Raw genomic sequence first — 11,986 nt, 5'->3', positions numbered from 1 at the left:
ACTTCCTCCACACCTACAACCACCACCGCTGCCACACCGCACTCGACGGACACCCACCCATCAGCCGAATCAACAACACTGCGGGTCAATACACCTAGGATGCGGGGCGGGGGGGGGTCGTAGCGCAGAGGTCGTCGCGCGCGGTCTCCAAAACCGTGAGGACGCCGGTTCGAATCCGGCCGGCTCCGTCCCGTGATCCTCCCGCGGTGCTCCTGTCCGGCGGTCGTTCCGCGGTCGTCCGGTGGTCGTCCGGCGGCCCCCGCCGGGCCCCGGAGGGGGGTCGGGCGGGGGCCGGGCGGGTTCGGTTCTGCGGGGGCGGTCAGATTCCGGTCTTGGGGGCCGGGGCGGGGGCCGGGGCCGGGGCCGGGGCGGGCTTGTCGGGCTTGTGCTCGCAGTAGACCTTGCCCTTGTAGAACTTGCAGCCCGGCATGTTCTCCACGTCGCGGACCTTGTGCTTCTTCTTGCCGTGCTTGTGGTTCTTCTTGTGCTTGTTGTGCTTGTCGTGCTTCTTGTCCCACTTGCCATGCTTGTGGTTCTTCTTGTCGTGTTCGCCCTTCGCGTGGTCCAGGTGGCCGGCAGCGGCCGAGGCTGTCGTCATCGCCGGCGTCGGGGCGGCGAAGGCGCTGGTGGGGACCAGCACGCCCCCTCCGACGATCGCGGCCGAGGCGGCGTACATCGCGAAACGCTGCTTGCGGGAGGTGATGCGGACCATGGGGACGACTCCAGTCGATAGTGGGGGTTCCGGGGAGAGAACGTGGGATGAAATGTCCGGTTTGTTCTCTGGTTAAAAGACTGGCTGCCGGACTTCATGAAGCTGTCCGCCGACTGTCACAGGCGCGTGACAGGCCCCCGCCGCCCCGCCGCTCCCCCGGCGGGCGCCGGGGTCAGTCGGCCAGGGGGAGCGCGATGTCGCAGGCCGGGTCGGCCGGGCCGATCGCGGACCAGTCGGCGAAGTAGACCTCGCGGGGGGCTGCCGAGGCGGTGCGGGAGGCGCGCTGCGCCCAGGCGTGGACGGCGTCGTAGGCCGAGAGGATCTGCGGGTAGGCCACCTGCGCCTTGGTCAGGCGGGTGTAGGCCTGTGTGTGGGCCGGTTCGGTGCGGCAGGGCGCCGGGAGGCGGCCGGCGCGGGCGGGGTCGACCGGCAGGCAGAGTTCGACGGGGCCGTCGCCGTCCTCGTCGACGGCCCCGTGGTAGACGACGAACGGGTGGCCCGAAGACGCCCCCGTGCGCCTGCGCCACCGGCAGCAGCCGGCCCAGGGCGGCGGGGATCCAGTGGGGCAGCTCCTCGGGGGTGATGTGCCGCTGTTCGGTGAGGACCAGCTGCTCCGGCACCTCGCGCTGCTGAATCTCGTACATGTCCAGGATCCCTTCGTCTCCGAGCAGGTGGATGCGGAGGTGCGCCGCCAGCTCGCGCTGGGCCGCGTGCCGGCGCTCGACGCCGTCCCAGTACGCGGCCACCAGCCGGGCCGCCTCCGGGGCGGGGGCGGCCAGGACCGCGCCGACGTCGGCCAGCGGCATGTCCAGGCCGCGCAGCCGCACGATGAGCCGGGCGGCGGCGAGCCGGTCCTGCCGGTAGTACCGGTAGCCGGTGACGGGATCGACGTGGTCGGGCGGCAGCAGGCCGTGGCGGTCGTAGAGCCGCAGGGCCTTGGGCGACAGCCGTGCCCGGCGGGCGAACACGCCGATGCTGAGCAGTGCTTCTTCCTCCATGGCTGCGAGCCTCCCCTCTCCCCCAGGGTCAAGGTCAAGGTCACAGTCGACCGGAGGCGGCGTGGGCGCCGTCGGCTTCGGGGGCGGCGACGTCGGCCACGGCGAGCGGGCCCCGGGCGGCGGCCTGATGCGGGCTCAGGACCGCGGCGAACACGTGCGGGTGGGCTTCACGGCGCCACCGGGGTGGGCGGATGGGTGGGGCGTCGGCGGCGGTACCGGCCGGCGGGACGGCCCCTCCCCTCCCCCGGTCCCGGCGGCCTCGTTCTCCCGGACCACCGCGAACCGCCGCCCTGCCGTTGCGCCCGTTGCGCCCGTCGGGCCGCTGCGGCCTTACTGTCCGGCCCGCGTGCGGCGGCCCGTTCGGTGGCGGCGTGGTCAGGAGGCGCGGCGGGGGCGGGCGGGACGGCGCGGACGGCGCCGGGCGGGGGCCTCGGGGGCGGCCTGCGGTGAGGAGAACCCGCCGGCGACGGGCAGCGGCGCCGCCCCGGGCGGCCCGGCGGGAGCGGGGATCGCTGCGGCGGGCGGGGCTTGACGGGCCGGCGGCTGGGCCCGGCCGAGGATGGCGGTGTGCGCGATGAGCGGTGCGCAGGACTGGCAGATCTCGGCGAGTGTCCACACCTGCCCCACGGCCGGGTTGTGGACCAGGACCAGGAGGGTGGAGCCGGTGCACTGGGTACGGGCCTCGTGGAGCGCGCACTGGGCGGCCCGGCAGGCGCACGCGGCGTTGGGGCGGACGGTGGCCAGCCGTGCGTGGGCCCGGACGTGCTCGGCGGCGAACCGCTTCAGGGCCGCGGTGTCCTTCGAACGGGGCGGCATGCGGCAGGCTTCGGTGCTGCAGGTGACGGAGGCACTGTGATCGGCGTGGCCGGTGAGCCGGACCGTCCAGGTCCGGCCGGGCACGCGGGATCCGGGCATGAGGGTCAAGTCGGGGTCCGATCGTCGTGTTTCAGGTGGGTCGGTCGCGGTCGGTCGCACCGACGCGGTGCTGATCGCGGCGGGGTGGACCCCGCGGGCCGTCGTCCCGGGCGGCGGCTCGCGGTTGCGGCGCCGGACCACGGAGAAAGGGACATCGCGCGGCCTCGGACGTGGGGACTTTGTCGCACGTGCCCGCAGGCCGTGTCAATGCCCCGCGCCTGGTCAAACGGGCGGTCGGCCCGGTGGGGTCAGCCGTTGGGGCGGGTGAACCGTACCGGGACTCCCGAGGAGTACAGCACGCTCGCCGGGGGGCCTGCGGGCGCGGGCAGGCCGGCCGCGGCCACCAGGTCCTCGTCGCAGTGCAGGAGTTCGGCGCGCTGCAGCGGCCAGCGCGGGTGGCTGTTGGGCAGGTACAGCAGCCGGCCGGCGAAGTCGCTGTGCAGGCCCCAGCGGGCGGTCAGGAAGTGTTCGAGGGCGGTCGGTTCCCGGACCGGTTCTCCGGTCCGCACGGTGAGGGTGCTGTGCGCGCCGCGCGGGCCGGGCCAGCGCCGGCGGCTGGTGTAGGTGAGGGTGGTGCCGTTGCGGCGGACCGACATCCGCGACCACTGGTAGGGGAGGCGGAAGAGGGTGCGGGCGGCGAGGACGGGGAGGACGGGGAGGAGGCGGGAGGCGTCGAGGGAGCGGAAGACGACGCCGCGGCGGCCGTGGTGGTCGACCGAGTAGAGGCGGACGTTGGTCTCGGGGAAGGAGCCGAGGTAGGGGATGCCGGGCAGGCGCAGCCATCCGACGCGGTGCATGCGGAACGCGACGAGGCCGACGTAGGTGACGCCGTCGAGGGTGTCGGGGGTGGTGCCGGGCGGGAGCAGCGGGGCGACGTCGGCGGGGTCGGCGGGCCAGTGCAGGAAGGTCAGGTCGAGCCAGGACTGCGTGAGCAGGGGCCGGTCCGTGCCGGGGTGGCGGGGCGCGTCGGCCGCTATCGGCACGAGGGCCGGCAGGACGGCCTGCACGGCCGCCGGGGCGGGGGCCGGGGCAGCGGCCGGCGGGGCGGCGGACGGCGGGGTGGAGTGGTCGGTGGGCGGGGTGGGGGGCATGGTGACCGGGTCGGTCGGCGCGTGGGGGTCGGTGGGGCCGGGGGACGCGGCGGGGCCTTGCGGGCCGTCGGGCGGCGTGGACACCATCGCCTCAGTATGGCGCGGGGTGCCCCGCAGGTCCCCTGCCGTGGGCGGCCGGGGACGTGCCCTGCGGCGGGGCACCCCGCGTACGGCTCAGCGCGGAACGGCCGGGGCGGAGCCGGGAACGGGGGCGGAGCCGGGGGCAGGGGCGGAGCCGGGGGCGGCGGGGCAGTATTCGGCTTCCATGATGGCGTCCGGGGCGGTCGGGGTGCTCCAGTCCCCGTTGCGGTTGTAGGCGAGCTGGTGGGCGCCGTCCTCGGTGGTGACGGCCAGGGAGGTCGAGCCCACCATGCCTCCGCCGTGGCCCCACAGCGTCGTGCCGCAGCTCGTCCGCATCCGGGTCAGGCCGAGCCCGTAGGCCATGTCGGGGCGTTCGGGGATCTCCACGGTGGTCTTCATGGCTGCCAGTTGCCGCGGGGCGAGGAGTTCGCCGCGCATCAAAGCCCGGTAGAAGCGGTTCAGGTCGCCGGCGCTGGAGATGATGTCGCCGTCGGCCCAGCCCTGGGAGCCGTTCATCTCGGTGACGTCGTCGATCCGGTCGGGGTCCTGCGCGAACAGTTTGGAGTAGGCGCGGCTGCTGGGGCCGGGGATGTGGATGCTGTTGCCGGGGTTGGTGGTGGCCTTGAGGCCCAGCGGTTCGATGATGCGGTCGCGGACCTGCGCCTCGTACGTGCGCCCGCCCGCCTTCTCGATGATCAGCGCGGCCAGGACGTAGTTGGTGTTGGAGTACGAGAAGCGGGTGCCGGGGTCGAACAGCGGCGCGTGCGAGAGCGCCACCCGTACGTGCTTCCTCGGAGGGAGGGTGTCGTAGCGGTGGCGGAGGTAGCCGTCGCCGAGCATGTACGTGGTGAGGTACTCCTCGTCGGCCAGGTAGTCGAAGAGGCCGGAGGTGTGGTTGAGGAGCTGCCGTACGGTGATGCGGCGGCCGTCGTTGCCGTTGCCCCGTACCAGGCCCGGCAGATGGTGCTCCACGGTGTCGTCGAGGCCGAGGCTGCCCTCCGCCTCCATCTGGAGCAGCACGGTGGCCACGAAGGTCTTGGTGATGCTGCCGACCCGGAACCGGTCGCCGGTGCCGCGCGGTGTGCCGGCGACCCGGTCGCCGACGCCCGAGGCCGCTTTCCAGACGCCGTGCGCGTCGCGGGCCTGGGCCGTGATGCCGGGGATGCCGTGGCGGACTTCCGCGTCCATCGCGCGGCGGGTCGCCCGGTGCCCCGCCGCCGCGGCGGTGGCATCGGCGGTGTCGGCGGGGGCCGGTGCGGCGTGGGCGGGGACGGTGAGGGCGGTGGCCGCCATCGCGGTCGCGGCCAGGGCCACCAGGGCCGCCCGTGCGGCCGCACCGGCCCTCCCCGCGCCGCCTGTCCTGCCTGTCCTGCCTGCCCTGCCTGCGCTGCCCGTGCTGCCCGCGGTGGTGGCGGTCGTGCGTAACGTCATGCCGTGCTCCTTGGCGTCGTGTGGGTGCTCGCTCCGGACTGCTGGGACTGCTGCGGCGTCCTCGCCGAATCGGCGGGGCCGTCCGCCCGTAGGGCAAGACCGCGCCCGGGCGGCGGATGGTTGAGCGGGCCGCAGCCGCCCGCGGGCCCAGCGGCCCCGCCGCGGCGCACGGCCCCCCTTGGCCACCGGCCCGGCCCGGTCGGGTCCGGCCCGGGCAGGGCGGGGCAGGGCGGGGCAGGGCTGGGCGGGGCCGGGGCAGGGCGGCGGCGCACCGGGAGAGGAGGCCGGCGGGCAGCAGGGGGAGGCCGGGCCGGGGATGGATGGCCGGGGGCTGGGCGGGATGCGGTCCCCGTCGCAGCCATGAGGGCCAGAACCGCACCCCGCACCGGGCGGCTACCCGGGACCGGCCGGCCGACACCCTGCCCGCCCCTCGTACGCCGGCTCCCGCGCCGGCCCGCCCCTCGCCCCAGGCCGCCGGGGCCGCCGCCCGGCTGCCGGCGCGGGCCGGGGATCACAGCGGGGTGGCCGCGCGGACCCGGTGGAGGTGGATGAGGACGTCGTAGGCCCTGCTGATCGCGAGGGTGGGCAGCGGGGTCCTGAAGGACGACCCGGCGTCGTGGACGGGACGCGGCACCTCCAGCCAGGACCGTGCCGCGGCCGGCAGGGTGCGCAGGTCGAGGTAGTAGTCGCGGTGGCGGACCCGGTCGAGGGTGTACTCCTGCATGTCGGGGGTGGCGGCGGGGACGGTGACCTCGCCCCAGGCCCCGCCGAAAGAGCCCGCGGTCAGGAACGACCCCTGCGCGAAGGTGAAGCCGATGGCCGTGTAGCGCCGGCCCAGGGCGCCGCGCAGGAACGCGCCTTGTGTCGTCGGGTACATGACGGGGTCGGTGGACAGGTAGCCGACGTGGCCGTTGTGCGCCGACAGCAGCATCCTGTCGCCGGTGCGGCGGTGCCACCAGGCGGTGTTGTCGGCCATGGCCCGGTCGCGCAGGTGCTCGGCGTCGGACACCGACCGGGGATCGGACAGGTCGAGGGAGGCGAAGGCGAAGGTCTGGGCGATGTTGCGGGCGTGCTGTTCGGCCCACGCGCAGGCGTCGCCGCCGATCTGCCCGTGTGCGCCCAGCAGGTCGTGGGCCTGCTGGGCGGCCACGGCGGCCCGGCGCCGTTCGGCGAGGGGTGTGCGCAGGTGGGCGAAGACGTCGTCGAGGGGGCGCAGCCTCGCGTACAGGTCCTCCAGGCGGGCGAGATCGGCGGGGTGGCTTGCGCGGACGTGGGAGAGGACCCGGTCGAAGGCGGCGTCGCCGAGCCGGGGCGCTCCGATGTCGTTGCCCATGAAGCGCACCGTGCGGCCGGCGGGGCGGCGGCCGTGGCCCCGGTCGCGGTGGCGGTCGTTGTGGTGGCGCATCCAGGAGATGAGGCCGGCGAACTCCTCGCGTTCCCAGGGGGATCCGCCCAGTTCTTCCTCGGCGATCCGGCGGGCGTCGCCGGGGCCGCCCTGGAGGTACTCGTCGATGCGCAGGCCGGCCGTCCAGCTCATCTCCAGGGCGAAGGTGGTGAAGCCCTTCTCCTCGACGAGGTGGCGGAAGAGGCGTTCCTTCATGGTGAAGAACTCGTGCGAGCCGTGGGTGGCTTCGCCCAGTCCGACCACCTCGGCGTCGCCGATCATCGCTGTCAGTGCCCGCAGGTCGCCGGTGCGGCCGCCGGGTTCGGTCGAGCGCAGCGGGTGGGCGGCGCGTTCCAGCGCGCGGAGCGCGTCGGCCTGCCGGGCGTCCCCCGGCACGGTGGGGGTGGGGCCGGGGGCGGGAGTTGCGGGGGTGGCCGAGGCGGGGGTCACCGGCAGGGCCGCGGCGGCCGCGAGTGCGGCTGTCGTCGTCAACAGCCTGCGTCGGCCGATGGACTGCTCGTACACGCTCATACCGGTGGTCACTCCTCGGTCCGTTCCTCCGCACTGGCGAAACGATCATGGCCGGTGGTGACAGCGGGCCGCCCTGGGGTCCTCCTCCGACTTGTCCCGGGGGAAAACCCTCCTCCGCCCGGGCGGACGGACGGAAGCATGCGGCGGTGCCCCACAGAGTTCTCCTCTGTGGGGCACCGCCGCATGCTGTCACCCGATCACCACCGGTCAACCCTGGGTCCCGCCCTGGGTGTTGCCCGTGCCGCCACCCTGGGTTCCACCCTGGGTGTTACCGGTGCCGCCACCCTGGGTTCCACCCTGGGTGTTACCGGTGCCGCCACCCTGGGTCCCGCCCTGGGTGTTGCCCGTGCCGCCACCCTGGGTCCCACCCTGGGTGTTACCCGTGCCACCACCCTGCGTCCCGCCCTGGGTGTTACCGGTGCCGCCACCCTGGGTCCCGCCCTGGGTGTTACCCGTGCCACCACCCTGCGTCCCGCCCTGGGTGTTGCCCGTGCCACCACCCTGGGTCCCGCCCTGGGTGTTACCGGTGCCACCACCCTGGGTCCCGCCCTGGGTGTTACCGGTGCCACCACCCTGAGTTCCACCCTGGGTGTTGCCCGTGCCACCACCCTGAGTTCCACCCTGGGTGTTGCCCGTGCCACCACCCTGCGTACCGCCCTGGGTGTTGCCGTTGCCGGCGCCCTGGGTGCCGCCCTGGGTGTTGCCGTTGCCGACCTGGGTGCCGCCGATGGTGTTGTTCGAGCCACCGATGATCGTGTTGTTGACGATGGTGGTGACGTTGTTGGTCACCTGGTTCACCACGGCGGGGGCCAGTCCGAGCCGCTTCGCTTCCGAGGTCGCCGCCTTCCGCCCGATGGCGGCGGCCTGCGCCTTGGAAGCTCCGCCGCGGGCTGCCTCCTGGGCGGCGGCCGCGCCCCGTGCGGTTGCCGCTGCGGCGTCGGTCTTCGTCGCGGCCGCGGTGGACCCCGTGGGGGTGCACTTGACGGTGCCCACGGAGACCGGGCCGCCGCCGGAGATGCCGACCCGGATGTCGCCCTTGGGTCCGGCGGCGACACGGGCGATGGTCTTCCCGTCGCGCTTGACGTCGTAGGTCTGCTTGAGGGCGAAGCCGTTGCCGCGGACCTCCTGGCCCTTCAGGCTGCATACCGCCGCAGGGGCTGCGGTCGGAAGTGCGGAAGCCTGGGAAGGCTGGGCGGCTGCCACCCCCGCCGTTCCGGCGAGTATCGCGGTGACACAGGAAAGACCGGCAATGTTGGCGACGTGCTTCTTCCTCGACATTTAAATCTCCCTCGAATGGTCGACCCGGATTTTCCAAGAATCTCTGCGAGCCGGGGATTCGACTTGCCTGGTGTCTCGGTTCCGTATGCGGTCGAGCGGTTCATCTGTATTCAGATTGCCTTTTCCGGCTGCGGGGAGAAAGCGACGGAGATTCGGGGCTTGACAGATGTGGATGCGGGTGGTGCCTGCCCGTCGGAGGTTCGGCGGCCGTTCGGGAACGGGTGCAGCCGTTGTTGCCCCGACCTGGGTCGGGGCAACAACGGCTGGGGGTGAGAGGGGCGACACCACCTCGCAGGGGGCGGCCCTGCGAGGTGGTGCGCGGTTCGGGCCGGCTGATCAGCCCTGGGTACCGCCCTGGGTGTTGCCATTGCCGCCACCCTGGGTTCCACCCTGGGTACCGCCCTGGGTGTTACCGGTGCCACCACCCTGCGTACCGCCCTGGGTGTTACCGGTGCCACCACCCTGCGTACCGCCCTGGGTGTTACCCGTGCCACCACCCTGCGTACCGCCCTGGGTGTTGCCCGTGCCACCACCCTGGGTTCCACCCTGGGTGTTACCGGTGCCACCACCCTGGGTCCCGCCCTGGGTGTTGCCGCCCTTGTTGTGCTTCTTCTTGTGGTGGTCCTTGTCGTGCTTCTTGTGGTCGTGCTTCTTCTTGTGGTCGTGCTTCTTGTGCTCGTGCTTCTTGTGGTCGTGCCGGTCGTGGCTGACGACGCTCACCGACGCGGTGGGGGCCGCCATCGCGGAGGACGTGGGGATGAGGACCCCGCCGGCGATCGCGGCGGAGGCGACGGCGGTCGCGAGGCGGAAGCCTCGGCGCTTGGGGCGGGATGCGGGCGTCTCGTACGTGCGGTTCATGGTTTTTTCCTCCGGGAATTCTGGACCTTCGCGATGCGGGCATTGTTTCCACTGCGTCTGCGGTCTCGTTCCTTTTTTCCGGTGAGGCCGCATATCCAGTAAGCCCGGCGGGTGCACTGCCGGTCACGTTCCGGTAATTCGGGGCTTGACGTTTTCGTGGGCAGGGGTATACGAGGTCCCGGCGGTTCGGGGTGGTCCGCGGGGTGGCGTGAAAACGATCATCGGGGGCGTTGTCGGGGGGTGTGATCCCTATGCTGACGGGATGCTCGACATACCTCTTTCAGCGCTGGAAGTCGCGATGGTGCAGACGGGCACCCGCGCCGTGGACACCCTGCGGGACACCGCCGCCTTCGCGCGGGGAATGGAACGGCTGGGGTACCGCCGTCTCTGGTACGCGGAGCATCACCACTCCCCCGCGATCGGGGCGTTCCCGCCGGTGGTGCTGACGGCGCACGCCGCCGCGTCGACCTCGGTGATCCGTCTCGGGTCGGGCGGGGTGCTGGCCCCCAACCATGCGCCGTTGACGGTGGCGGAGCAGTTCGGGACGTTGGCGGCCCTGCACGAGGACCGTATCGACCTGGGGATCGGTCGCGGGCCGGGCACGTTCGACGAGGAGATCGCCCGGGCGTTGCGCCGGGGGGCGGGGCCGGCGACGGATGCGGAGTACCGGCAGGACGTGGCGGCGATCCTGTCGTTCCTGGTGGAGGAGGTCGCGCTCGGTCCGCTGCCGGAGCCGTGGCTGCTGGCGTCCAGTACGGCGGGGGCGGCGCTCGCGGCGTCCTTGGGGCTGCCGGTCGCGATCGCGCACCACATCCGGCCGGACAACACCCGTGCCGCGGTGGAGGCCTACCGGGCGGCGTTCACGCCGTCGCGGTGGTGCGAGCGGCCCCGGGTGCTGTTGTGCGTGGAGACGGTGTGCGCGCCGACGGAGGAGGAGGCCGTGTGGCGGGCGGGTCCGATGAACGTGGTGAAGGCCGGGCTGTTGAAGGGGCTGAGCCGGCTGCCGTTCCCGACGCCCGCGCAGGCGGCCGGCCACTCGTTCACGCGGGAGGAGCGGCAGGCGTTGGAGGGGTTCCGTGCGCAGCAGGCGGTGGGGGCGCCGGAGGTTGTGGTGGAGCGGCTGGCGCAGTTGGCCGGGGAGACGGGGGCGGAGGAGCTGATGCTGGCCACGCCGGTGTACGACCTGGGTGAGCGGATCGGTTCCTATGAGCTGGTCAGGAAGTACTGGGGGGCGCCGACGGCCTCGGCGTAGGCGTCGTGCGGGGTGCGGGGTGCGGGGGTTTTCTCGTACGCCGGAATCGTTTCCGCAGGGGTGTGCGAGCGGGGGCGGGGGGTGGCTGTTACAGGGGTTGTGATCCGTTCGGCGCAAGGGGCGCCGGGTGGGGCGGAAGCCGGGTGCGGGGTGGGTGGGGGGTGCCGGGCAGTTCTGCCACGGGGTCGGGGTGAGCGGCCCGCGGGGGGTGTCAATCGGGGTTTGACGGGTGTCCGCTACAAGGGAGGGTTACGGACATATCCGGATTGCGAAACAGGGGGTGGGGGGACGCGGCCGGGGCGTGGCGTGGGGGCCAGGGTGTGGGTCCTCGGCCAGTGGCCGGGAACCGTTTTCGAGCCCGGCCGGCCCGTTCCCGCACCGTGTGTGGGGGGCCGGTGCGGGCCGTCCGTTGAAGTCGAAGGGGTCCATCCTCCATGTCTGCTTCCCTCGTCACCCGCCGCGCCCTCGCCGCTGTCCTGGCCGCCGGCACCCTGATCGGCGCCGGCGCCCTGCCTGCCGCGGCCGACGACGACCACCGCCGCGACCACCGCCGCGGCTCCCACTCCTCCCTCGTCATCGGTGACGTCCAGCACGAGAGCCCCTCCCGCGGCGAGCGCTCGCACCGGGCCCTGAACCGCGAGTGGGTGGAGATCCGCAACACCGGCCGCCGCAGTGTCAACCTGCGCGGTTTCACCCTCACCGACCAGCAGGGCAACCGCTACCGCTTCCCCGACTTCCGCCTGGAGGGCCGTTCCGCCGTCAAGGTCCACACCGGCCGCGGCCGCGACACCCGCCACGACCTCTACCAGGACCGCGACCGCCAGATCTGGAACGAGCGTGACACCGCCACCCTCCGCGACCCCCGTGGCAACGTCGTCGACATCGAGTCCTGGGGTCGTCGCGGGCACCAGCACCGCGGCTGATCCCGGCCGGCACTCGCCCCGACGGGGACGGTGAGCGCCGGTTGTCGGGGTGCGGCGTGTCACGGCCGGGCGGGCCGTGGCGCGCCGCACCCGTGTGGGGTGGGGGCTGCGGGGCCGGGGCGGTCCGTGCAGCGGCACCAGGGGCCGGGCGGTGGCCGGCCGGTCCCTGCCCGGTGGCGGGGGTGGGTGGGTGCATTCGGGTGGTGGGGTGCCGTGTCGGGGCGGCGGCGGGGGCGGGGGTTGGCGATGCTGGGCCGGGCGCGGCCTCGGGGCCGGGGCCCGGTGCCCCCATTCCACGGCGAGAAGGAGTACGGCGATGGCGACGGACGACGCGGTCGGGCGTTTCCTGGCGGCGGTGGAGCCGCACCGGCGGGAGGCCGTTGCGGGCAGGCCGCGTGCGGAGCAGGAACGGCTGGCTGCTGCTTGGGAGGAGGAGCTGGTCTCGGACGACGAGCTCGACACCCTTGATGAGCTTTCTCCGCCCGCGGCGGAGGCCGAGGCGGCCCGTCGGGTGCTGGACCGCGAGTCCCCA

At 73.6% G+C, this 11,986-nt stretch carries 10 protein-coding genes, 1 tRNA gene and 2 pseudogenes; 4 read left to right on the top strand and 9 right to left on the bottom strand.

Annotation, left to right across the window (positions count from 1 at the left end):
- The first annotated feature begins 113 nt into the window (after positions 1–113).
- Positions 114–188: transfer RNA gene (locus IF89_RS0133320), tRNA-Trp, on the top strand.
- Between the two features lie 131 nt (positions 189–319).
- Here IF89_RS0133320 and IF89_RS0133315 read toward each other — a convergent pair.
- The 9 genes and pseudogenes from IF89_RS0133315 to IF89_RS47215 all read right to left on the bottom strand — a co-directional run bounded on the left by IF89_RS0133315 (position 320) and on the right by IF89_RS47215 (position 9,279).
- The gene (locus IF89_RS0133315; protein ID WP_030776141.1) at positions 320–712 is read right to left on the bottom strand and encodes a hypothetical protein; all 393 of its coding nucleotides are present in this window, start codon (positions 710–712) and stop codon (positions 320–322) included.
- Between the two features lie 172 nt (positions 713–884).
- A complete protein-coding gene (locus IF89_RS49450) occupies positions 885–1,049 on the bottom strand; it encodes a hypothetical protein (RefSeq protein ID WP_324605394.1) in 165 nt (54 codons plus the stop codon).
- Positions 1,050–1,545: 496 nt separating this feature from the next.
- Positions 1,546–1,710: pseudogene (locus tag IF89_RS49445) on the bottom strand (MerR family DNA-binding transcriptional regulator); the annotation flags it as partial.
- A 375-nt stretch (positions 1,711–2,085) separates the two neighbouring features.
- Positions 2,086–2,625 (bottom strand): hypothetical protein, encoded by a 540-nt coding sequence (locus IF89_RS38745; protein WP_043194720.1) that lies wholly within the window; start codon positions 2,623–2,625, stop codon positions 2,086–2,088.
- Between the two features lie 248 nt (positions 2,626–2,873).
- The gene (locus IF89_RS0133295; protein WP_078628690.1) at positions 2,874–3,716 is read right to left on the bottom strand and encodes a DUF2071 domain-containing protein; all 843 of its coding nucleotides are present in this window, start codon (positions 3,714–3,716) and stop codon (positions 2,874–2,876) included.
- 174 nt (positions 3,717–3,890) lie between these two features.
- A complete protein-coding gene (locus tag IF89_RS0133290) occupies positions 3,891–5,228 on the bottom strand; it encodes a serine hydrolase domain-containing protein (RefSeq protein WP_051808029.1) in 1,338 nt (445 codons plus the stop codon).
- Positions 5,229–5,739: 511 nt separating this feature from the next.
- Positions 5,740–7,143: an erythromycin esterase family protein gene (locus IF89_RS0133285; protein ID WP_030776129.1), complete on the bottom strand. Its 1,404-nt coding sequence runs from the start codon at positions 7,141–7,143 to the stop codon at positions 5,740–5,742.
- A 207-nt stretch (positions 7,144–7,350) separates the two neighbouring features.
- A complete protein-coding gene (locus IF89_RS47220) occupies positions 7,351–8,421 on the bottom strand; it encodes a hypothetical protein (protein WP_199820602.1) in 1,071 nt (356 codons plus the stop codon).
- A 336-nt stretch (positions 8,422–8,757) separates the two neighbouring features.
- Positions 8,758–9,279: a hypothetical protein gene (locus IF89_RS47215; protein WP_030776123.1), complete on the bottom strand. Its 522-nt coding sequence runs from the start codon at positions 9,277–9,279 to the stop codon at positions 8,758–8,760.
- A gap of 262 nt (positions 9,280–9,541) precedes the next feature.
- Between IF89_RS47215 and IF89_RS0133270 the strand changes: the two genes are divergently transcribed.
- From IF89_RS0133270 to IF89_RS0133260, 3 genes and pseudogenes are all read left to right on the top strand, one after another.
- The gene (locus tag IF89_RS0133270; RefSeq protein ID WP_030776120.1) at positions 9,542–10,531 is read left to right on the top strand and encodes an MsnO8 family LLM class oxidoreductase; all 990 of its coding nucleotides are present in this window, start codon (positions 9,542–9,544) and stop codon (positions 10,529–10,531) included.
- 434 nt (positions 10,532–10,965) lie between these two features.
- Entirely contained in the window at positions 10,966–11,454 is a 489-nt protein-coding gene (locus IF89_RS0133265; protein WP_030776117.1) for a lamin tail domain-containing protein, read from the top strand.
- A gap of 316 nt (positions 11,455–11,770) precedes the next feature.
- A pseudogene (locus tag IF89_RS0133260) lies at positions 11,771–11,986 on the top strand (hypothetical protein); the annotation flags it as partial.

Origin of the sequence: Streptomyces sp. NRRL F-2664, from assembly GCF_000719345.1 — a bacterium.
In the GTDB taxonomy this organism is placed as follows: Bacteria; Actinomycetota; Actinomycetes; order Streptomycetales; family Streptomycetaceae; genus Streptomyces.
Note: the sequence above shows the minus strand (reverse complement) of the source record. Positions and strands in the feature narration are given on the sequence as shown.